This is a genomic window from Flavobacterium psychraerolatum, assembly GCF_025960985.1.
GTDB lineage: Bacteria > Bacteroidota > Bacteroidia > Flavobacteriales > Flavobacteriaceae > Flavobacterium.
In genome coordinates, this window is record NZ_JAOQMX010000014.1 from 45,122 (window position 1) to 66,554 (window position 21,433).

Here is a 21,433-nt window from a genome sequence, read left to right on the forward strand (position 1 = left end):
TTTAACATTCGATGGTGATTTACGTTTTGTATTTGTATTGCATAATTATGATTTTAAATGCTTTAAAGTCATAATGAGAAAGGTTTTGATTACGTTAATGGATATAAGTTTTGATATAGTTCAAAAAGAGGAAGAAGTTTTACTTTTTATGACAAACTATTTTTTCATTATTATTATTATTATGTAATCTTGATAGATGATGCATAAATATACCTTTTGGAGATGTAGTATAACAAAGAAAGTAAATTTGTTATAGTTTTTGTTACATTTTTTATTGTCGTAAATTGCATAGAGTAGGACGCTCAATTTCAGTTTGGTATTTCTGAAAGTGATATATTTGTCGCTTCGATATGCAATTTTCAAAACTACAATGTTGTAGTTCGTCTTTGTGTCACCATCAGAACATAATCAAATCATACTTGTGAAGAAAAGTACTATTATTGCAGTTGTTTTACTATTGTTTGTTCAAATCGCATTTTCTCAAGGAGCTTCAAATGTGCAGTTGCGTGGTACAATTAAAACAGCTAGTGATTTTGTTAACGAGGTTAATGTAGTAAATGAAACCACCAAAACAACTACTTCATCAAATGAGTTGGGGCAGTTTACCATTACTGCAAAAGAAGGTGATTTACTGGTTTTTACTGCCGTAAATCTGGTAACTGTAAATAAGAAAATAAGCAAACAAGATATTTTATCTGGCTTTATTAACGTTTTGGCTAATCTCCAAACCATCCCGCTTAAAGAGGTTGTGATAAAAAAGTCATCTATCAGTGCTGAAAATCTTGGTGTCATTTCTGCGAATCAAAAAAAATATACTGCTGCGGAGAGAAAATTGTATACAGCTACATCGGGAGGAGGGATTGATGGTCTATTAAATGCAATTTCTGGAAGAAAAGCAATGTTGAAAAAAGAGATTATAGTAGAGTCTAAGGAAAGTGCCTTTAACCGTTTGATTTATCTTTTTGAAGATGATTATTATACCGTTAAACTAAAGATACCAGCAGATTATATCAAAGGGTTTCAGTTTTATTGTGTAGAGGATTCCGAGTTTGTTATAGCTGTAAAATCTAAAAACAATACCTTAATCAAATTTTTAATGATCAATCTCGCTGCAAAATATAATAAGCTAAATAATGTGGAAATCTCTAATTAAAGTAGTTATAATGAATAAAATGGTACTTTTGTTTTATCGATAAATTGGTGCGAATTTTTATAATTTAGCAAGCCTATCCTGTAGGAATTACAAACAGTAGTATACATCTTCAAGTATATTGCAGCGGCAGTGCAATGAGTGCCAAAATAGGTCATACTACTTTTTTTTAACGACAAGTTAAGACCATATATTTTTAGTAAGTCTTATTTTTATTAAAAAAAAAGAATGAAGTGGTTTTCTGCCTTAAAAAAACGATACTTAGTTTATAGTGTAATTGTTGCTTACATTTTATTTTGTCAGTCATGCATGACCATGCGCATGAGTAAAAGGGAAACAAAAATTTTCTTTGACATGCATAAAGTGGCGTATGTAGATTCTACTGCAGTGTATCCTGATCACGACATACATTATATACAAACTGGACAGTCTCAAAATCCTACTTTATTCTTCGTACATGGATCGCCAGGCAGTTGGGATGCATACAAGGACTATTTGGTCGATACCTTATTAACTCATAAGTATCGAATGATTGCCGTAGATCGACCAGGTTTTGGGTATAGTGATTACCGATCTGCTCAAAATTTGCAGATCCAAGCGCAATGGTTATCTATTTTTATTAAACAACTAAACAATGGTCAGCCCGTTTCTTTAGTGGGTCACTCAATGGGTGGGCCGGTGGTAGCGAAATTGGCAACTTTAGATCCAGGCGCCTATGATAATCTTGTCATTTTGGCTGGAGCATTAGATCCAAAAGTTGAAAAACCAGAAAAGTGGCGTAAGATCTTCATGGCGTTTCCATTAAAGTATTTGGTGCCAGGTGCCTTACGTCCTTCAAATGAAGAATTGTGGTGGTTGAAAGACGATTTGAGAAAACTTGCACCTGAGCTTCCTAAAATCACAGCAAAAGTCACCATTATTCACGGAACAAAAGATTCTTTGGTACCTTATAAAAATATGGCTTATATACAAAAGGAGTTTGTTAATGCAAAATCGATGGATACCATTTCGATCAAAGATGCTAATCATTTTATTCCTTGGACGTATTATGAGCGTATTCGAAATGAGTTATTTAAACTAAAATAAAAATTTTCAGGATTAAGTTGTATTTGAAAGAGATTTTATTCCTATGTTTTCAGCTAGTAGGTGATTTTTTATCGAGAGTTAATTCGAATAAGAGCCTTATATCATTAATTTTTAGTACTGTCAAGTCACACAAATAGGGAGTGAGAGATTGCAATGTCCATTGTGAAATCTGCAACTTTTAACAACTGTTGAAGGTTTGATTTATATAATTCTTAACAATATTCCTTTAACGGTTACGTAATTTTGACTTTTAAAACAATAAATTATTATGACAGCAATAAAAGCGTACGCGGCATACGATGCAGAAACACCTTTGAAACCTTTTGAATTTGAAAGAAAAGATATAGGTGCGAAGAAGGTACAAATAGAGATACTTTACAGTGGTGTTTGCCACTCTGATATTCATACTGCAAAAGGGGATTGGGGACCTGCCATTTACCCATTGGTACCTGGACACGAAATTGTGGGTAGAGTTACCGCTGTGGGTAGTGCTGTAACCAAATTTAAAGTTGGAGAACTTGCAGGGGTAGGTTGCTTTGTAGATTCATGTAGAACATGTCCAAGTTGTCAAGCGGGTGACGAGCAACTATGTGATGAAGGTATGGTGGGAACATACAATAGTTATGAAAGAGGAACAAATATTCCACATTATGGAGGATATGCCACAAGCATCACTGTTGATGAAGAATTTACTTTACATGTTTCAGACAAACTTGAGCTGTCTGGTGTAGCACCATTATTGTGCGCAGGGATCACTACTTATTCGCCACTACGTCGTTTAAAAGTGGGTAAAGGTCATAAAGTGGGGGTTTTAGGTCTTGGTGGCTTAGGTCATATGGCCGTAAAATTTGCAGCTTCATTTGGTGCTGAAGTAACTATGTTAAGTCATTCAGCTTCCAAGGAGGCAGATGCTAAAAAATTGGGTGCTCACCATTTTGCACTTACTTCAGATCCTGAGGTTATGGCTTCACTTGCCAATAAGTTTGATGTGATCTTAAATACTGTTTCGGCAGAGCATGATTATAATGCTTACTTGAACTTATTGAATACTAACGGAACAATGATTATTGTTGGGATTCCTAATTCGCCAGCGATTATTCCAGCAGCAACTTTGGTTATGAAAAGAAGAAGCATCATGGGAAGTTTAATTGGTGGAATTGCAGAAACACAAGAAATGTTGGACTACTGTGCAGAACACAATATTACTGCAGATGTTGAGTTAATTAATATGGACTACATTAACGAAGCATACGATCGAATGAATAAAAGCGATGTTAAATATCGCTTTGTAATTGATATGGCTTCTTTGAAGTAATATTAAACACACTACTTTGAAGAAGATGAGTAACATTATAATTACCTCAAAACAGTTTTAATTAAGCTGTTTTGAGGTTTCTTTTTAATAGCGTTTTTGTTTCTAATGATAATCAAAATAGTTATTTGTTAACTGTCACTCATCTCCAATAATCTTGTTCGAAATAAAGAATTTTCATGAGTGTTGAGTGATCTAAGTCATTTATTATTCGAATAATTTTACTTAAATTTACGTAAATACAAAAAATAAAATATGAAAACAGTAATTGCCAAAGCATTATTTAATAGCCATTCCTATTTGGAGTACCGAAAATTAGTTTCAGATTTGTTGACAGAAGGGAAGTCTACAGGTCAAGAGCAGTCAGAAGAAATAACGCATTATAGTATGTTAAATGATACTAGAATGAATCGATTGGATAAAACGATCAAATTAAGCCAAGAAGTTCAGACAAAGATGAAGAACTTAGAAAAGGAGTATATTTGGTTAGTTATTTCTGAAGGATGGTGCGGTGATGCAGCACAAATTTTACCTGTAATCGCAAAATTGGCTTTAGCATCTGAAGGTAAGATAGATTTAAAGATAGCATTACGAGATGATAACGATGATTTGATGAAACTATTTTTGACCAATGGGGGAAAAGCAATTCCTAAATTGATTATTATAGATCAACAAACTACTGAGGTACTGGTGCATTGGGGACCTAGACCAGAAGGTGCCTCAGAATTAATTACACGCTATAAAAAAGAGCATGGTGTGCTAGATGAAACTGCAAAAACTAATTTACAGCTTTGGTATCTAAATGACAAAGGTCAATCGGTACAAAATGAATTGGTAGAAACTATGCTTAGTTTAGAATAAAAGAATAAATAAAAGTTCTTATGTGTTTTAATTTAAAATAAAAGTGGTAACTTAGTGATTGCCAGTCGAATCTATCTTTTTTTTAATTTGCTTTTTGTGAATGTTTAGTTATTGTATAACAATTAAAAACACGCGCCATGAAAAAGTTCTTCGAAAAAATGTATGATTTATTATCTAGTTTTCTATTCGGAAATGAACATATTTCACATTATTAATCGGTCAAATATCTTTGAGGTGTTAAGTAGTTTTACGATCACAAGGCTGAACACAGGTAAAATTAATTTATGCTGTGTTTTGCTGTGGCCGTATTATTTGGTTTCGAGGTTTTGCTCAAATAAAGTGACGTCAATAGCCTTATTAACTTCGTATGCGCCAATTTTAGTTCTTCTTAGTGCTGTAAGGTGTGATCCAGACTGCATTGCTTTACCAAAATCAAATGCTAATGATCGAATATAGGTTCCTTTACTGCAAACAACTCTAAAGTCAATTTCGGGTAAAGCAATCCTTGTGATTTCAAATTGGTGGATAGTAGTTTTTCTTGAGGCTATTTCAACTGTTTCTCCAGCACGTGCATGTTCGTACAAGCGAACACCATCTTTCTTTATAGCCGAGTAAATAGGCGGTATTTGATCAATTTCACCTAGAAATTGTGGTACTGTTTTGTGAATTAATGCCTCGTCGATGTGTAAAGTTGGATATTCGTGATCGATTTCGGTTTCTAGATCATAGGAAGGTGTAGTTGCTCCTATATGAAAAGTACCCGTATATTCTTTGGCTTGACCTTGAATTTCAATAATTCTTTTGGTGAATTTTCCTGTACAAACTATTAGTAAGCCTGTAGCAAGTGGGTCTAAAGTGCCAGCATGGCCAATTTTAAATTTTTTTGGAAGACCCAAATTGTTAATTAAAGCATATTTCAATTTATTGACAGCTTGAAATGAACTCCAATTTAGGGGTTTGTCTATTAGTAATATTTGTCCGTTTAGGTAATCTTCGATAGTTAATGACTCCATTATTTTGCAGTATAAAAATAAATCAATAAGCCTATTCCTATAATGATTCGATACCAGCCCCAAAATTTAAAGCCATATTTTGTTAGAACAGTTATGAATGTTTTTACGGCTAGTAAAGCTACAATAAATGCTAATACATTACCAAGAATAAATAACTGAATGTGATTATCATCTTGCATAATCATTTCGTATCCCTTCATTTCTGTAATCGTTCCTTTTCCCCATGTCTTTACAAAAACAGAATACACAGTAACAGCCAACATAGTTGGGACGGCCAAAAAGAATGAAAATTCGGCTGCTGCTTTTCTGCTCAGTCCTTGTGTCATACCACCAATGATAGAAGCTGCAGATCTTGATGTTCCAGGCATCATTGCAATACATTGCCAAAAACCTATGATTACAGCTTTTTTAATAGTAATGTCTTTTTCGTCAAGAATTATAGGGTTTTTGAACCAGTTATCTACAAATAAAAGAACAACTCCTCCTAAAACTAAAACAGAAGATATAGCAATTTGGTTTCCTAAAACGGCTTCAATTTTATCGTCAAAAAGATAGCCCAAAACTAAGGCTGGAATTACAGCATAAATTAATTTTAGATAGAAATTAAAATTTTTAAAGTCAAAGAATTTTTTCCAATACAAAACTACAATTGCTAAAATGGCTCCAAATTGTATTGAAACTTGAAACATTTTTAAAAACTCGCTTTCCTCCATCCCTAAAAGAGAGGCCGTAAAACCCATATGGGCGGTTGAAGAAATTGGTAGGTATTCAGTAAGTCCTTCAATAATAGCAAGGATGATGGCTTGTATTGTATTCATTATTTTTTTATAAATTGGAATGTCTAGCTGTTATAGGGCTATTTATTAGGTTTAAGTATCGAAAAAACAGTGATCCCAAAGCCAATTAATACCGTTGTTGGTGCTAATCTAATCCTTCTGAAATTGAATATGTCTTCGCTAAATACAGTTGGATCGTCGCTTCCTCCACCAGACATTAGAATAAAACCTAATGCTATGACACCAAGTCCTATTAAGAGGATTTTATAATTTACTTTATCAAATAAAAATTCTGATTTTTTATCTTCCATTTTTGGATCGTTTGTAGTTTTTTTATCTTTCGATTAAAAGATCTTAGATTAATATAAATCGTCTGTTCTTAGATTTAAGAAACGTTGTGTTGCAAAATGTGTACTGATCCAAGTAATCAAAATTCCGATTCCCATTATGGCAGCAAATACAATTCCGATTAAGGCTTTGTTTTCAAGTATTTCAAGATCAGGAAAGTTAGTTTCCACATAAGTAAGCATTGCAATAAGTCCGATAATCGCTAGTGTTGCTCCAATTATTCCTAGTTTTACACTACGCATTATAAAAGGTTTTCTAATAAAAGATTTTGTAGCACCTACCATTTGCATAGTTTTGATGATAAAACGATTAGAATAAATTGAAAGACGTAACGAACTGTTAATTAGTAAAACAGCGATAAACGTCAAGAAACAGCTTATGATAAGAATCCACATGCTGACTTTTTTAATATTATCATTTACTAAATTCACTAATTGTTTATCGTAAACGATATCGTCAATTTGTTTATTAAGTCGAAATTCTTTTTCTATTGCTGCAATACTGTCACGCTCCACGTAGGGCGCTTTGAAGTGAATGTCAAAAGAGTTTTGCAATGGATTTTCGCCCAAAAAGGTTAGGAAGTCTTCACCAATTATGTCGGTATGTTGTTTTGCGGCTTCGTCTTTAGTTACGTAAACGGAAGATTTAGCAAAGGGTGCTTTTTTTAATTCTTCTCCAAAAGTTTTTAATTCTGCTTCGGTAGCATCATTTTTGAAAAAGATAGTCATCGCAATTTTTTCCTTAAAGTCATCTGCCAATTTTTGCGAATTGATGATAAAAAGACCTAATGTTCCTAAAAGAAACAAAACCAAGAATATGCTTAGCACAACGGAAAAATAAGACGAAATTAATCTGCGTTTTTGAAACTTATCAAATGAAGAACTCATAGTGTGTTTTAATTATGCCGTAAAAATAATAAAGTATTTCTTTATTTGAAGTTAATAACGTTCAAAGTTTTGACTTTCGTACAATAAACGTAAATTTGCGCCTTTATTATATAGTAAAACCTAGAAACTTAAAGTTTTTATACCTTAGAAACTCACTCTGATGAAATACAATCCAAACGAAATTGAAGCCAAATGGCAAAAATATTGGGCAGACCACAAAACTTTTGCTGCGTCTAATGCCTCAGATAAACCCAAACATTATGTTTTGGACATGTTTCCTTATCCTTCTGGAGCAGGATTACACGTTGGCCACCCGCTTGGATACATTGCTTCAGATGTGTACTCAAGATACAAACGTCATCAAGGTTTTAATGTTTTACATCCCATGGGTTATGATAGTTTTGGGTTGCCTGCTGAGCAATATGCTATTCAAACAGGGCAACGTCCAGAAGATACTACTCGTGTGAATATTGATGGAGGCTTTGATAAAGAAGGAAATAAAATCGCGGGTTATAGAAAACAATTGGACACTATCGGATTTTCATTTGATTGGGATAGAGAAGTACGGACTTCAAATCCTGATTATTACAAACATACGCAATGGATTTTCATACAATTGTTCAATTCTTGGTACAATAAAAACACAGACAAAGCAGAAGATATTTCGACTTTAACCAGCATTCTTTCTACAGAAGGTAATGCTACTGTTAATGCAGTTTGTGATGATAATATCGATTTTTTTACAGCAGATGAATGGAATGCTTTTGCGAAAGAAAAACAGGAGAAAATTCTATTGCAATATAGAATGACTTATTTAGCGGAGACCGAAGTGAACTGGTGTGCAGGATTGGGGACAGTTTTAGCCAATGACGAAATCATCAACGGAGTATCTGAGCGTGGCGGTTATCCTGTTGTTCGTAAAAAAATGACGCAGTGGAGCATGCGTATATCTGCCTATGCAGAACGTTTGTTACAAGGGTTAAATACAATTGATTGGACAGAAAGTATTAAAGAAAGCCAACGTAATTGGATTGGAAAGAGTGTTGGAGCAATGGTAGATTTTCCTATCCTATCCTTTCCTGAAGGGGAAGAGAATATGGGTACTAGGGATCCTTTGGCTAATTCAACCGAAACAGAAAAGACATTATGGATGAGCCTAAAGTCAAAAGCTTTAGATTATAAATTCAAGCAACAACATTTAATCGCAGGATATACGGTTGATTTTGTCTGCCTTTCGAAAAAATTGGTAATCGAAGTTGATGGTAAAGTAAAAGGTGAAATTATAGCGATTGATCCTGAAAAAGTTAGAGTATTAAATGAAAATGGTTTTAAAATAATTCGTTTTACAAACGAAGAGATCATCAGAAACCTAGCAGGTGTTTTAGATACCATTACAATAGAATTAGATAATATTGGGGACTACCCTTCTGGAGCTAATGGCACCATTAGTGTTTTTACTACACGTCCCGATACTATATTTGCTGTTACCTTCATGACACTAGCGCCAGAACATGAGTTAGTGGCGCAAATCACAACAGCAGATCAAAAAGAAGCTGTTGCTGCTTATATCGAAAAAACATCTAAACGTTCTGAAAGAGAGCGTATGGCTGATGTAAAAACAATCTCGGGAGTATTTACAGGAGCTTATGCAGAACATCCGTTTACCAAAGAGCCTATTCCTGTTTGGATTGGAGACTATGTTTTGGCAGGATACGGAACAGGTGCTGTAATGGCTGTTCCTTGTGGGGACGAAAGAGACTTTGCTTTTGCAAACTTCTTCAAAGGTCAAAATGGGATGCAGGAAATTAAGAATATTTTTAATAAAGATATTTCAGAAGGAGCATTTGGAGCCAAAGAAGGTTTTATTTTAGAAAATTCAGATTTCTTGAATGGATTAGGATATAAGGAAGCAACTAAAATAAGTATAACTGAATTAGAAAAAATTAAGCAAGGAAAAAGCAAGATTAATTACCGTTTGCGTGATGCTGTTTTTTCTCGTCAGAGATATTGGGGAGAGCCGTTTCCTGTGTACTACGTTAATGGTTTGCCACAAATGATTGATGCGAAGCATTTGCCTATCATTTTGCCTGAAGTAGAGAAATATTTGCCAACCGAAGATGGATTGCCTCCATTAGGTAATGCAGCTGTATGGGCTTGGGACACGGTTAATAATAAAGTGGTTGATACTACGCTTGTCAGTTCGAGCGAAGCCGAGAACCAAACTGTTTTTCTATTAGAACTGAACACTATGCCAGGTTGGGCAGGTAGCTCGTTTTATTGGATGCGTTACATGGACGCACATAACGAAACAGAATTTGCAAGCAAAGAAGCATTGGCTTATTGGGAATCTGTCGATTTATACATTGGAGGAAGTGAACACGCAACAGGTCACCTATTATATTCACGATTCTGGAACAAATTCTTGAAAGATAAAGGTTTTGCGCCAACAGAAGAACCGTTCAGAAAACTGATTAATCAGGGAATGATTTTGGGAACTAGTGCTTTTGTGTATCGATTGGAAGGTGCAAATACGTTTGTATCTAAAAATAAAATCGAAGGGCAAAATGTACAACCAATTCATGTCGATGTCTCAATGGTTAATTCATCTGATGAATTGGATATTGAAAAATTTAAAGCTTGGAGAGAAGAATATAAAGACGCCAAATTTATTTTAGATGAAAACGGTAAATATATTGTAGGTCGCGAAGTAGAGAAAATGTCTAAATCGAAATACAACGTTGTAACACCAGATGATATTTGCACGGAGTACGGAGCAGACACCTTGCGTTTGTATGAAATGTTTTTAGGACCATTGGAACAAGCAAAACCTTGGAATACAGCTGGTATCTCAGGTGTTTTTGGTTTCTTGAAAAAGTTATGGCGTTTGTATTATGAAGAAGATACAATGGTCGTGACCAATGACGAACCAACCAAAGACAACTTGAAAACCTTACACAAAACCATCAAAAAAGTGGCAGATGATATTGAGAATTTCTCTTTCAATACTTCCGTTTCACAATTTATGATTTGTGTGAACGAACTGTCTATTCAAAAATGTCATTCTCGTGCAATACTTGAGCCATTGGCTATTGTAATTTCGCCTTATGCACCGCACATTGCTGAAGAATTATGGTCATTACTAGGGAAGGAAGGTTCGATTGCTACGGTTCCTTTTCCGGTATTCGAAGAAAAATACTTAGTAGAGTCAGAAAAAGAATACCCGGTCTCTTTCAACGGAAAAATGCGTTTTACATTGACTTTGCCTTTGGATTTAACCAAAGATCAGATTCAGGAAATCGTCCTTGCAGACGAAAGAACCATTAAACAATTGGATGGGAAAACGCCAAACAAAATAATTATTGTTCCAGGGAAAATCATTAATTTGGTGGGATAATCAAATAGAGTAAATTTCAGATTTTAAAATTCCAAATTTCAATTGTTACACTGAGCTTGTCAAAGTGTAACTTGGGATTTGGAATTTTTTTATTACATTTTTAACCAATGTCAATTTGACATCTAATTGTTTTGGTTCAGAATTTGTTATAGATTTAGAACAAGAAAACATTAAAACATAAAATTATGGGAATGGGATATATGATACTTGCTGGTGTAATTATGTTAGCGAGTTGGTTGGTCAGTTCAAGGCTGAAAAGCAAATTTGAATTTTATTCGAAATTGCATTTGCAAAACAACATGAGTGGAGCTGAAATTGCTAAAAAAATGCTTGCCGATAATGGAATTTATGATGTACGAGTGATTTCGACACCAGGACAATTGACGGATCACTACAATCCAGCAGATAAAACAGTAAACTTGAGTGAATCGGTCTACAACCAGCGTAATGCTGCTGCTGCAGCTGTAGCGGCTCATGAGTGTGGTCATGCTGTACAACATGCCGTTGGGTACAATATGCTAGCAATGCGTTCGAAGTTGGTGCCCTTTGTGAGTGTAGCTTCCAGGTATATGCAATGGGTTTTATTGGGAGGAATCTTGATGGTTGGAAGTTTTCCACAGCTGTTACTTATTGGGATTGTGTTGTTTGCGGCAACGACAATCTTTTCGATTGTGACCTTGCCGGTAGAGTATGACGCAAGTAATAGAGCATTAGCTTGGCTTAAAAACAAAAATATGTTGAGTCCAGCAGAATATGCTGGAGCTGAAGATTCTTTGAAATGGGCGGCTCGTACGTATGTTGTAGCGGCTTTGGGTTCTATCGCGACATTGTTGTATTATATTAATATTTATATGGGTAATAGCCGAAGAAATTAGTAAGGTGGTAGTCTTATCGAAATATTCCTTTCAATAGAGATGTAGATTTAAAATAGATTTAATTCCACTTTTCGAAAAGTAAAGACATAAAAAAACCGCAAATGATTGCGGTTTTTTATATAGGTAGAACTTAGTAGTCGTTGAAATTACTTCGTTTTGTTGGCTTCAACAATGTATTTTTCAAGTGCCATCGTCATAGATGGAGTTCCGGGTGTTGGTGCAAGAATGTCAATTCTTAATCCGTTGTCTAGCGCCTCTTTTTGAGTAGTGCTTCCAAAAACAGCAATTCTAGTGTCATTTTGTTTGAAATCAGGGAAGTTTTTGAATAACGATTTTATTCCAGTTGGACTGAAAAAAATCAAAACATCATAATAAACATCCGCCAAATCAGAAAGATCACTCATGACTGTTTTGTAAAATGTAGCTTGCGTCCAGTCTACTTTTAAATTATTTAAAGTAGTGGGAGCATCAGCATTTAGTTGATCAGATGCGGGAAGTAAGAATTTTTCGTCTTTGTATTTTTTAATCAGCGGAGATAAATCAGCGAAATCTTTAGCTCCTACATAGATTTTTCTTTTTCTATAGACTACATATTTTTGTAAATAAAAAGCGACTGCTTCCGATTGACAAAAATATTTTAAACCTTCGGGAACTTTAAAGCGCATTTCTTCAGCTACTCTGAAAAAATGATCTACTGCATTTCTACTGGTTAAAATGATAGCAGTAAAATTGTTAAGATCAATTTTTTGAAGTCTAATTTCCTTAGCACTTACTCCTTCAATGTGAATAAAAGGTCTGAAATCAATCTTTATTTTATGCTTTTGTTGCAATTCAAAGTAGGGAGAATTCTCAACTTTAGGCTCAGGTTGTGACACCAAAATAGTTTTCACTTTCATATTTTAACAGTTTCTAAGCGTTACCTTTTGTGTACCAATAATACATAAAAAAATAGGGTGCTATTTCGAGAGTGCAAAGATATAAAATAAAATAAAACAACTTGCTGAATATTAGGTTTTGATAATTTTTTATTGACAATGTATAGGTTAATAGATTGATTATAAGTATTGTAGCTATTATGATTTGTGGGATTATTATTGAAATTGTATCTTGGTAGAAGAGGATTATATTGAAAGGGAGGATTAAAAGGCCTATATAAGTGCGATAAGTAACTTTTTGAAGGTTGAATTGTTCTGCAAAATCTTCTATGTTGAAGGCAGTAGCGATTATTTTTTCGATTAAGAATTTTGATAAAATAAAGAAAATCACAAATGTGATTATTTGTATATAAAGAGTATAATCAGTTTTGGAAGCATGACCAAAAATACTCAATGAAAGGAGAATGAAAAAGGAAAATGATATGGCTTGAACGAAAAATAATGCTATGGTGAACCCGCTATTCAAATGAGTAGCATCTCGATAAATTTTGGAGTATTTGTCAGAAAATAGTAAGTTCATGAAATCTCCAAATCGATTTTCATTGGTAGATCGAGTAATGGCTATAAGAATAAAGGATAGCACGAATAAAATTGTTGCCCAATCTTTGCTTTCAATAATTCTTGGATGAAGTAAATGTTCTATCATAGTGCGGCAAAATTAGTAATTTTTTGTTTCAAACTTTTTATTATACTTTTATTATCTTTGAAATCCTTTAAAAAGTTTACTTTTGCGTTGAAATTATTTGAAAAATGAGTGACTGTATTGTTATAATTCCTACCTATAACGAAATTGAAAACATCGAAAGTATCATCCGTTCTGTGCTGTCGCAGCACAAGAACTTTCATGTACTTGTGATTGATGATAATTCGCCCGATCATACTTCGGATAAGGTTGTTGTTTTGCAGTCGGAGTTTGAAGAACGTTTGTTTTTAGAAAAAAGAATGAAAAAAGCAGGTCTAGGGACGGCTTATGTTCATGGTTTTAAATGGGCCATTGCTCGAAAATACGATTTTATTTTTGAGATGGACGCTGATTTCTCACATAATCCCAACGATTTAGAAAAACTGTACAATGCATGTCATTTTGGTGATGCAGATTTAGCCATAGGATCTCGTTATTTAACGGGGGTAAATGTTGTGAATTGGCCTTTGAGTAGAGTTCTTATGTCTTATTTCGCCTCTGTTTATGTACGTATGATCACTGGAATGAAGATCCATGATGCTACGGCTGGATTTGTGTGTTATAAAAGGCAGGTACTCGAAACTATTAAGTTAGACAAAATAAAATTTGTGGGCTATGCATTTCAAATCGAAATGAAATATCGAACGTATTGTCGAAAGTTTCAAATTACCGAAGTTCCTATTATCTTTACCGATAGAACAAAAGGACAGTCCAAAATGAGTAACTCTATTATAGTAGAAGCTGTTTTTGGAGTGATTTCTCTGAGATTAAAAAAATTATTTAATACATTATAAGGATAAGTACGATGAATAGGGTTTTAATTAAGAATGCCAAAATAGTAAATGAAGGAGTGATTTTTGAGGGCGATGTTCTAATTGAAAATGACTTAATTGTTGAAATTTCAGAAAGTATCAGTGCCAAGTCTTCAGATTATATAATTATTGATGCCGAAGGGAATTATTTGATGCCTGGAGCAATTGATGATCAAGTTCACTTTAGAGAGCCAGGTTTAACTCATAAGGGGGATATTGAATCAGAATCAAGGGCAGCGGTAGCTGGGGGAATAACTTCGTTTATTGAGCAGCCTAATACGGTTCCTAATGCAGTGACTCAAGAAATCTTGGAAGAGAAATATCAACTTGCTGCCGAAAAATCATATGCAAACTATTCTTTTATGATGGGTGCAACCAATGATAATCTAGAAGAGGTTTTGAAAACCAATCCCAAAAATGTAGCAGGTATTAAAATATTTTTAGGTTCTTCTACCGGAAATATGTTAGTAGATAATGAAGCTACACTAGAAAAAATATTTTCTAGTACTCCATTGCTAATTGCTGTTCATTGTGAAGATGAAAGCACTATTAAAGAAAATACAGCAAAATATATTGCAGAGTACGGTGATGATGTCCCGGTGACGGCGCACCACTTGATCCGTTCGGATGAAGCATGTTATATCTCCTCTTCAAAAGCAGTTGCATTGGCTAAGAAAACGGGTGCTCGTTTGCATATTTTTCATCTTTCTACTGCCAAAGAAATGGATTTGTTTACCAATAAAATTCCATTGTCTGAAAAGAAGATAACAGCTGAGGTTTGTGTGCATCATTTATGGTTTACCAATGATGATTATGCGACGAAAGGAAATATGATCAAATGGAATCCAGCGGTAAAAACGGCTGCTGATAGAGATGCATTGTGGAAGGCTTTGTTGGATGATAGGATTGATGTGATTGCTACAGATCATGCTCCGCATACACTAGAAGAGAAAAAACAACCGTATTTAAAAGCTCCTTCTGGTGGTCCTTTGGTACAACATGCTGTTGTGGCTATGTTTGAGTGTTTTCACCAAGGAAAGATTAGTGTGGAGAAAATTGTGGAGAAAATGTGTCATAATCCTGCAAAAATCTTTCAAATTGAAAATAGAGGTTTTATAAAAGTAGGTTATTATGCCGATTTGGTTATAGTGAATGCAGGTTTGCCATGGAGTGTGAAAAAAGAAAATATTCTAGCTAAATGTGGATGGTCTCCTTTTGAAGGGTTTACATTCAAATCTAGAATTACGCATACATTTGTAAATGGTCAATTGGTTTATAAAGCCTTTAAAGTAAAAGATATCAAAGCTGGACGTCGTTTATTGTTTGATAGAAATTTCTAATATCAAAAAAGGAAGTAGTAGGTAATTTGGTAAAACGAAAAGTATACTGCTACAAACTTATGATAAAGAAGAAAATCTAGTATATGAAAAAAATAGGCATCATTATTTTTTTGTTTTTTTGGGTAGGTTGTAAAGAAGAGATTGTAAAAAAGCCTGATAACCTTATTGATAAAAACAAAATGGTTGATATTCTCTACGATTTGACGTTGTTGAATGTAGTTAAGTATCAATATGCAGATACTTTAAAAAAATATAAGGGTACGGAATTAGAATATATTTTTAAAAAATACCAGGTCGATAGTCTACAATTTGCCAAAAGCAATAGTTACTATGCTGCAGATTATAAGCATTATAAAGACATGTTTGATCAAATCAAAGATCGTATCCAGTCCAAGAAAACGGTACTAGATACTTTGTTGAATAGAAAAGAACGTGCCGATCTTTTATTGAATAAAAAATCAACTACAGCAAAGGATACTGCAGTCAAAAAGAAAAGTATAAAAGAAAGATTAGAGCATGCTAAAAAGGATACCAAAGGTGTTTTGGAATAATTTATTTTCAATTTACACCTTTGCTATTTCCTTAAGATACTGATGAATATCTATAAAGCTGATTTTTAAATCAGCTTTTATTTTTTCATTAGAGAATATTCTATCTGTATAACTTGCTCTGGCCATGTATTTGGTCATTTTTCTTTTGGATCTAAATAGAAAGGAAGACAATTTGTCTATTTTCCAAGCAATTTCCAAGAGCCATTTTTTGGCATGAATACTAGGTCGTTTTACACCTAGAGCATCACTCATAGAGTTGAGTACTTCTTGGTAGGAACTGTTTTGTGAAACTAATGTATAGCGTTGATTGATAATAGGACTTTTCATAAGTTGAATGGCAATTTTCACTACGTCTGGTACTGCGATAAATCCAGTGATTCCTGTGGTGTAAAAATGCATTCCATGAGCAACTCTCTGATATAATAATCCGCTACCTTGGTCATTAAAACCAGGTCCTAGAATGATTCCGGGATTGATGATGACGCTTTTTAACCCTTCTTGTTGTCCTCTCCAAATTTCCATTTCGGCACCATATTTTGAAATAGCATAATCCGAATGGGGTTTTTCAGGGTTCCATTCTATTTCTTCAGTCACAATATGTTCATGTTCGGCTAAGTCGCCTAAAGCAGCAACAGAACTAACATAGCATAATTTTTTAATATTATGAGCTAAGCAAAAATTAACAATATTTGCTGTTCCTTCAATGTTAGTCTTTCTGAGTAGGTTTTCGTCAGACGGCTGAAATGAAATAAGTCCAGCACAATGATAGACGTATTCAATACCAATAAAAGCTTCTTCAAGTTGTGTAATTTTAGTAATGTCAGCTTGTTTCCATTCTATATTGTTGAAAAGCGCTTCTTTTTTATAGTAAGAAAATAAATTTTTAGTTTTTGTTATTCCTTTTTTATTTCGATAAGTAGCACGCACTTTTTCTCCATTTTCAATTAAACGAAGTAATAAATGTGCACCAACTAATCCTGTTCCACCTGTAAGTAATATCATAGATGCAAAGGTATATAAATCAACTTCAAAAGCCAAGAAGTGGATGCTAAGTGTCAAGAATTAACGTTTCATTTGTAGGTTGAGGTAGGTGTTTTAATGCTATTCGGTATTGGTGTTTGAGAATTGAAAATGGAATTGATTTTTGATTTTCGAATTGCTATCTTTGCATAAATTGATTAAAAAACATGAAAAATATTATTTCCGAATTACAATGGCGCGGCTTAGTGCACGATATCATGCCTGGGACTGAAGAGCAACTTTTAAAAGAAATGACTGCTACTTATATAGGATTTGATCCAACATCAGATTCTTTGCATATTGGTAGTCTAGTGCCTATTATTTTATTGGTGCATTTAAAAAACTTTGGTCACAAACCAATTGCATTAGTCGGAGGTGCAACAGGTATGATCGGAGATCCTTCTGGTAAATCGGATGAGCGAAATTTATTAGACGAAGCTACTTTAAACCATAATGTGGATGGTATAAAAGGAGTATTGTCTCGTTTTTTAGATTTTAATGCTACAGATGCAAACGCGGCTGTTTTGGTTAATAATTACGACTGGATGAAATGTCTTTCTTTTATTAATTTTGCTCGTGATGTGGGTAAACGTATTACCGTAAATTACATGATGGCTAAGGATTCTGTCAAGAAAAGATTAGCTGGTGAAGGAGAAGGAATGTCGTTTACAGAGTTTACTTATCAGTTAATTCAAGGATACGATTTTTATCATTTACATAAAGAATACAACTGTTTGCTGCAAATGGGTGGTTCTGATCAATGGGGAAACATTACAACAGGTACCGAATTGGTTCGTAGAATGAATGTTGGAGAAGAGGCAAAAGCCTATGCAATGACTTGTCCGTTGATTACAAAGGCAGATGGAACTAAATTTGGTAAATCAGAAGGAGGGAATGTTTGGTTGACTGCAGATAAAACTTCGGTATACAAATTTTATCAGTTTTGGCTAAATACTACAGATGTTGATGCAGAAAAATATATCAAGATTTTTACCTTTTTAGAAAAAGAAGTTATAGATGCTTTGATCGTAGAACATCAAGTAACACCGCATTTGAGAGTGTTGCAAAAAAGACTTGCCGAAGAGTTAACTGTTTTTGTACACTCGAGTGAAGAATTGGAAAAAGCTCAAAAAGCGTCCACTATTCTTTTTGGAAATGCAACTGCTGATGATTTAAAACAATTGGACTCGAATACCTTTTTGGAAGTTTTTGACGGTGTGCCACAAGCAGAAATTGCTAAAAGTGATCTTGAAAACGGAATCGAAATTATTACTGTTTTGAATGATAAAACAGGGTTTTTTAAATCAAACGGAGAAGCGAGAAGAGCATTGACTGCTAATTCTATTTCAGTAAATAGAGAAAAAGTGAAAGAAGAATTTATGCTTACAACTACAGATTTAATTAATAATCAATTCGTTTTGTTGCAAAGCGGAAAGAAAAATTATTTCGTGGTTAGAGTAGTTTAATTGTCGAAATAAATAGGGCTACTATTTAAAGCACCATTAGATTACAACCTCGAATATCTGAATTATCAAAACGTCCCAATACCTCGAAGGAGTTGTTGGGATTTTTTTTACCTAAATCTTGCGTAGCTATAAACGAGCAAGAGTTGATATTGGCTAAGTCAATCACATTGATTCCACCTGTTTTTCCAGTTGCGACATACGTTAAAGCATCTTCTGTTTCACGAACCAGGATTTGCATCCATGCAGGACATTCAAAAACTCCTTCTCCAAGAGAATAAGCTTGCGAAAGTAATTCGGTCATACCATATTCTGAATGGATAGCAGTGACGCCAAAACCAGTACAGAGAATTTGATGTAATTCTTCGCGAATCATTTCTTTGCGTTTTCCTTTCATTCCACCGGTTTCCATAATAATGGTATTTTGTAGCTGAAAAGTTTGTTTTTCGATCAAGTCTAATAAGGCATAGGTGACGCCGATCAAAATTACATTTTGTCCCGATTTGTCTAGGTCGATAAGCTTTTTGATCAGTTCATCATGATTGTGTAAATAAAAGCCACTTTCAGGTTGATTGGTAAGTTGAATTAAATCTTCGACCATATGAATCAACGATGAGCCATCGCGCTCTAAATAGGAGGGTAGAAGTGCTAGTACAACATAATCTTCAATATTACCGTAGAATTCTGAAAATGCTTTTTGGTAACTTTCTTCATAAATAGAGACATCCGTAACGAGGTGTTTGCTAGTGATTGTTCCTGTTGTACCGCTACTGGTGAAGGTTGTCTCAATAGGGTCGGTGTTGCTTAGTATGGTATGGCTCTTGAAAAACTGTATGGGTAAAAATGGAATCTGTTCTAATGATTTTACTTTTTGAACATCAGTTTTCAAGTATTTGCAAAATTCTTGATAAACCAAGTTGTTTTCGTATTGGAATCGAAAGGTTTTTAAAGCTACTTTTTCAAATTGCTTTTGGGATGAAATCGTGAATATGTCAGTAGTTGAAATCAAGTTTTTTTTACAAAAGTACTAAACTTAAATAAAAAAGCCCCAAAATTGTTTTGGAGCTTTTTTTAATATTCTATATAGAGTATTTATCTTACTATTAATTTTCTGGTTGCCGTAGCATTATCTTCATTGATTTTAATTATGTAAACACCAGGTGATAAGTTCGAAATATTTAATTCTCTACCTGCTAGTTGTGTTTGAAGTATTTTTTTACCTAATAAGTCAAAAATGATGATGTCTTTGTTCGAGTCATTTTTTGTAGAAATAGATATTCTTCCATTGCTTACGGGGTTTGGATACAAGTTAAGCCCCTCTATAGTTGTGCTGTCTTGAGTTTTGGGTAACTGCTTAGCATCCTGAGCAGTTATGCTAAAGGAACTAAAGAAAACCAGTAAGAGAATAGTATAAAAGTATTTTTGTTTCATCGCATCTGTTTACATTAAAGTAAAAATAAGAAAATAAAAATTAATAAACAATAAAAAGCCTTTCAAATTAAGGAAAGGCATTTGTGTTTAAAAATGTTTAAGTATTCTTATCAAATGTTCAAAATAGTATTTCTGTATTAAAAAAAAATGTAAATTAATTTTAAACTAATACAGTAATAAAATACTTCGATTTATTATAAAGAAAAAGCTGCCTAGATAATTATTACTAGACAGCTTTTTTTATAATTTAATTAATAATTATTTAGTCCAATCAGCCCAAGTAGGTAATACTGCACCTGCACCAGCACCTAGAGCACCAGTTGTAGTACCAGATAATTTTGGTCCTGAAAAATCAGTTATTTGAGTTCCAAAAGTATAGTTTGTAATTGTAAAAGTACCTGCTGCAATACTCGCAAGTGCTCCTGCATCATTAGCCAATTTACAAAGTGCTACAGGCATATCATTTCCAACATATAAGTTTGTGTATGCTTGTTTTCCACCACCTTCTTTGAAGTTGATTGATTTCTCATCAGCTGTAAAAGTAGCTCCACCTTTGATGATTGAGAAGTTAATCAATTTAGCATTAGTCATTGGAGTTGCTCCACTAGGGTTTTTCTCGTTATTTGATCCTTCAACACCACCTTTTGTTACACCATTGATATATACATTGGTAGCAGTTCCTTGCCATCCATCAGCAAAGTCAAATGAATCATCATAAGAGTTAATTAATATTAAGTTGGTTGGGTTTACAGCTCCTCCGAAGAATTCAACTGCATCATCACCACTTTCTAATGTGTAAATATTAGAAACAACTGTTCCAGAACCTACTCCGAAGAAAGAAACTCCATTATATTCTTTTGTAGAAGAAAATTTAGACCCTGTGTACATAATTTTCAAATAGTTGATACTTCCAGATGAATCTGCATTATCATTACCACCGTAGCTTAAACCACCTACTTCAGATGTACCGTTATCTCCTGTGTTTACTTTACCATTACCACAGATAATTAATCCACCCCAGTCACTTTGTGCAGGGTTTGCTTTACCAGATGTCATAGTAACTGGTTTAGCTGCAGTACCATTAATGTTGATTGTAGCATCTCTCTCTACAGCGATGTAAAGTGAAGTTGCATCTGCTGTAGCAGAACTTTTGATTGTTGTTCCAGCAGGAATAATTAAAGTTGCGCCTGAACGTACTACTAAACCTCCTGTTAATGTATAAGTCTGAGTAGCATCTAAAGTTATTGTGTTTCCTTTTGTGATGTCACCTTGTAGATCATTAACTTTTAATTCAAATGGAGATGTTTGTGGTCCATTGTTGTCAGAAGAACAACTTGTTAATGTAATTCCTAATAATGCAGTAATTGCAATAAATGTCTTTTTCATTTTCATTTTAATTATTTTTTTGTTTTTTATTTATGGCAAAGTAAAGGATCATATCTTCTAATTAAGTTAAGTAGATATTACTAATACATTAAGTAAATTCAATTTTTTCTG

General features: G+C 33.9%; 20 protein-coding genes. 10 read left to right on the plus strand and 10 right to left on the minus strand.

What is annotated here, in order from left to right:
• Positions 1 to 421: 421 nt before the first annotated feature.
• From M2326_RS07220 to M2326_RS07235, 4 genes are all read left to right on the plus strand, one after another.
• Positions 422 to 1,153 carry a hypothetical protein gene (locus M2326_RS07220; RefSeq protein WP_264618887.1) on the plus strand — a complete coding sequence of 244 codons (732 nt, stop codon included), beginning with the start codon at positions 422 to 424 and terminating at the stop codon, positions 1,151 to 1,153.
• A 225-nt stretch (positions 1,154 to 1,378) separates the two neighbouring features.
• Positions 1,379 to 2,236, plus strand: coding sequence for an alpha/beta fold hydrolase (locus M2326_RS07225; protein WP_264618888.1), 858 nt, complete (start codon positions 1,379 to 1,381; stop codon positions 2,234 to 2,236).
• A gap of 268 nt (positions 2,237 to 2,504) precedes the next feature.
• The gene (locus M2326_RS07230; RefSeq protein WP_264618889.1) at positions 2,505 to 3,551 is read left to right on the plus strand and encodes an NAD(P)-dependent alcohol dehydrogenase; all 1,047 of its coding nucleotides are present in this window, start codon (positions 2,505 to 2,507) and stop codon (positions 3,549 to 3,551) included.
• Positions 3,552 to 3,803: 252 nt separating this feature from the next.
• Positions 3,804 to 4,409, plus strand: coding sequence for a thioredoxin family protein (locus M2326_RS07235; protein ID WP_264618890.1), 606 nt, complete (start codon positions 3,804 to 3,806; stop codon positions 4,407 to 4,409).
• A gap of 308 nt (positions 4,410 to 4,717) precedes the next feature.
• Here M2326_RS07235 and truB read toward each other — a convergent pair whose 3' ends face one another.
• From truB to M2326_RS07255, 4 genes are read right to left on the minus strand one after another with little or no spacing between them, the layout of a single operon-like run.
• Positions 4,718 to 5,422: a tRNA pseudouridine(55) synthase TruB gene (gene truB, locus M2326_RS07240; protein ID WP_264618891.1), complete on the minus strand. Its 705-nt coding sequence runs from the start codon at positions 5,420 to 5,422 to the stop codon at positions 4,718 to 4,720.
• Positions 5,422 to 6,240 carry an undecaprenyl-diphosphate phosphatase gene (locus M2326_RS07245; protein ID WP_264618892.1) on the minus strand — a complete coding sequence of 273 codons (819 nt, stop codon included), beginning with the start codon at positions 6,238 to 6,240 and terminating at the stop codon, positions 5,422 to 5,424. The genes truB and M2326_RS07245 overlap by 1 nt, the downstream gene beginning before the upstream one ends.
• A 38-nt stretch (positions 6,241 to 6,278) precedes the next feature.
• Positions 6,279 to 6,509, minus strand: coding sequence for a DUF3098 domain-containing protein (locus tag M2326_RS07250; RefSeq protein WP_264618893.1), 231 nt, complete (start codon positions 6,507 to 6,509; stop codon positions 6,279 to 6,281).
• A gap of 48 nt (positions 6,510 to 6,557) precedes the next feature.
• Complete coding sequence (locus M2326_RS07255; protein WP_264618894.1) at positions 6,558 to 7,433, minus strand: cell division protein FtsX; 876 nt, start codon at positions 7,431 to 7,433, stop codon at positions 6,558 to 6,560.
• A gap of 160 nt (positions 7,434 to 7,593) precedes the next feature.
• Between M2326_RS07255 and M2326_RS07260 the strand changes: the two genes are divergently transcribed.
• Together M2326_RS07260 and M2326_RS07265 are read left to right on the plus strand one after the other, a co-directional pair.
• Positions 7,594 to 10,827 (plus strand): leucine--tRNA ligase, encoded by a 3,234-nt coding sequence (locus M2326_RS07260; RefSeq protein ID WP_264618895.1) that lies wholly within the window; start codon positions 7,594 to 7,596, stop codon positions 10,825 to 10,827.
• A gap of 185 nt (positions 10,828 to 11,012) precedes the next feature.
• The gene (locus tag M2326_RS07265; RefSeq protein WP_264618896.1) at positions 11,013 to 11,702 is read left to right on the plus strand and encodes a zinc metallopeptidase; all 690 of its coding nucleotides are present in this window, start codon (positions 11,013 to 11,015) and stop codon (positions 11,700 to 11,702) included.
• A 146-nt stretch (positions 11,703 to 11,848) separates the two neighbouring features.
• Here the strand turns inward: M2326_RS07265 and M2326_RS07270 are convergent, their stop codons facing one another.
• Both M2326_RS07270 and M2326_RS07275 read right to left on the minus strand, forming a co-directional pair.
• Positions 11,849 to 12,598 (minus strand): uroporphyrinogen-III synthase, encoded by a 750-nt coding sequence (locus M2326_RS07270; protein ID WP_264618897.1) that lies wholly within the window; start codon positions 12,596 to 12,598, stop codon positions 11,849 to 11,851.
• 13 nt (positions 12,599 to 12,611) lie between these two features.
• Complete coding sequence (locus M2326_RS07275; protein WP_264618898.1) at positions 12,612 to 13,283, minus strand: DUF4271 domain-containing protein; 672 nt, start codon at positions 13,281 to 13,283, stop codon at positions 12,612 to 12,614.
• Between the two features lie 104 nt (positions 13,284 to 13,387).
• On the opposite strand from M2326_RS07275, the gene M2326_RS07280 reads away from it, so the two are divergent.
• The 3 genes from M2326_RS07280 to M2326_RS07290 all read left to right on the plus strand — a co-directional run bounded on the left by M2326_RS07280 (position 13,388) and on the right by M2326_RS07290 (position 16,022).
• Positions 13,388 to 14,113, plus strand: a complete 726-nt coding sequence (locus M2326_RS07280; RefSeq protein WP_264618899.1) for a polyprenol monophosphomannose synthase — start codon at positions 13,388 to 13,390, stop codon at positions 14,111 to 14,113.
• A gap of 11 nt (positions 14,114 to 14,124) precedes the next feature.
• Positions 14,125 to 15,471 carry a dihydroorotase gene (locus M2326_RS07285; protein ID WP_264618900.1) on the plus strand — a complete coding sequence of 449 codons (1,347 nt, stop codon included), beginning with the start codon at positions 14,125 to 14,127 and terminating at the stop codon, positions 15,469 to 15,471.
• Between the two features lie 83 nt (positions 15,472 to 15,554).
• On the plus strand, positions 15,555 to 16,022 hold the full coding sequence (locus tag M2326_RS07290) for a DUF4296 domain-containing protein (protein ID WP_264618901.1): 468 nt from the start codon (positions 15,555 to 15,557) through the stop codon (positions 16,020 to 16,022).
• 12 nt (positions 16,023 to 16,034) lie between these two features.
• Here the strand turns inward: M2326_RS07290 and M2326_RS07295 are convergent, their stop codons facing one another.
• Complete coding sequence (locus tag M2326_RS07295; protein WP_264618919.1) at positions 16,035 to 17,024, minus strand: NAD-dependent epimerase/dehydratase family protein; 990 nt, start codon at positions 17,022 to 17,024, stop codon at positions 16,035 to 16,037.
• Positions 17,025 to 17,209: 185 nt separating this feature from the next.
• Here M2326_RS07295 and tyrS point away from each other — a divergent pair, with 185 nt between their 5' ends.
• Positions 17,210 to 18,508: a tyrosine--tRNA ligase gene (gene tyrS, locus M2326_RS07300; RefSeq protein WP_264618902.1), complete on the plus strand. Its 1,299-nt coding sequence runs from the start codon at positions 17,210 to 17,212 to the stop codon at positions 18,506 to 18,508.
• Positions 18,509 to 18,533: 25 nt separating this feature from the next.
• On the opposite strand, the gene M2326_RS07305 is transcribed toward tyrS, so the two are convergent.
• The 3 genes from M2326_RS07305 to M2326_RS07315 form a co-directional block, all read right to left on the minus strand.
• Positions 18,534 to 19,514: a LuxE/PaaK family acyltransferase gene (locus M2326_RS07305; protein ID WP_264618903.1), complete on the minus strand. Its 981-nt coding sequence runs from the start codon at positions 19,512 to 19,514 to the stop codon at positions 18,534 to 18,536.
• Positions 19,515 to 19,597: 83 nt separating this feature from the next.
• Positions 19,598 to 19,936, minus strand: coding sequence for a T9SS type A sorting domain-containing protein (locus tag M2326_RS07310; protein WP_264618904.1), 339 nt, complete (start codon positions 19,934 to 19,936; stop codon positions 19,598 to 19,600).
• Between the two features lie 258 nt (positions 19,937 to 20,194).
• Complete coding sequence (locus M2326_RS07315) at positions 20,195 to 21,322, minus strand: hypothetical protein (RefSeq protein ID WP_264618905.1); 1,128 nt, start codon at positions 21,320 to 21,322, stop codon at positions 20,195 to 20,197.
• Positions 21,323 to 21,433: the final 111 nt, after the last annotated feature.

Bases quoted from the DNA above. Each gene is read 5' to 3' on its own strand.
- M2326_RS07315 (WP_264618905.1), bottom strand. From the start codon at position 21,322: ATGAAAAAGACATTTATTGCAATTACTGCATTATTAGGAATTACATTA.
- M2326_RS07245 (WP_264618892.1), bottom strand. From the start codon at position 6,240: ATGAATACAATACAAGCCATCATCCTTGCTATTATTGAAGGACTTACT.
- tyrS (WP_264618902.1), top strand. From the start codon at position 17,210: ATGAAAAATATTATTTCCGAATTACAATGGCGCGGCTTAGTGCACGAT.
- M2326_RS07290 (WP_264618901.1), top strand. From the start codon at position 15,555: ATGAAAAAAATAGGCATCATTATTTTTTTGTTTTTTTGGGTAGGTTGT.
- M2326_RS07230 (WP_264618889.1), top strand. From the start codon at position 2,505: ATGACAGCAATAAAAGCGTACGCGGCATACGATGCAGAAACACCTTTG.
- M2326_RS07225 (WP_264618888.1), top strand. From the start codon at position 1,379: ATGAAGTGGTTTTCTGCCTTAAAAAAACGATACTTAGTTTATAGTGTA.
- M2326_RS07235 (WP_264618890.1), top strand. From the start codon at position 3,804: ATGAAAACAGTAATTGCCAAAGCATTATTTAATAGCCATTCCTATTTG.
- M2326_RS07310 (WP_264618904.1), bottom strand. From the start codon at position 19,936: ATGAAACAAAAATACTTTTATACTATTCTCTTACTGGTTTTCTTTAGT.
- M2326_RS07285 (WP_264618900.1), top strand. From the start codon at position 14,125: ATGAATAGGGTTTTAATTAAGAATGCCAAAATAGTAAATGAAGGAGTG.
- M2326_RS07270 (WP_264618897.1), bottom strand. From the start codon at position 12,598: ATGAAAGTGAAAACTATTTTGGTGTCACAACCTGAGCCTAAAGTTGAG.
- M2326_RS07250 (WP_264618893.1), bottom strand. From the start codon at position 6,509: ATGGAAGATAAAAAATCAGAATTTTTATTTGATAAAGTAAATTATAAA.
- M2326_RS07280 (WP_264618899.1), top strand. From the start codon at position 13,388: ATGAGTGACTGTATTGTTATAATTCCTACCTATAACGAAATTGAAAAC.
- M2326_RS07295 (WP_264618919.1), bottom strand. From the start codon at position 17,024: ATGATATTACTTACAGGTGGAACAGGATTAGTTGGTGCACATTTATTA.
- M2326_RS07275 (WP_264618898.1), bottom strand. From the start codon at position 13,283: ATGATAGAACATTTACTTCATCCAAGAATTATTGAAAGCAAAGATTGG.
- M2326_RS07265 (WP_264618896.1), top strand. From the start codon at position 11,013: ATGGGAATGGGATATATGATACTTGCTGGTGTAATTATGTTAGCGAGT.
- truB (WP_264618891.1), bottom strand. From the start codon at position 5,422: ATGGAGTCATTAACTATCGAAGATTACCTAAACGGACAAATATTACTA.
- M2326_RS07255 (WP_264618894.1), bottom strand. From the start codon at position 7,433: ATGAGTTCTTCATTTGATAAGTTTCAAAAACGCAGATTAATTTCGTCT.
- M2326_RS07260 (WP_264618895.1), top strand. From the start codon at position 7,594: ATGAAATACAATCCAAACGAAATTGAAGCCAAATGGCAAAAATATTGG.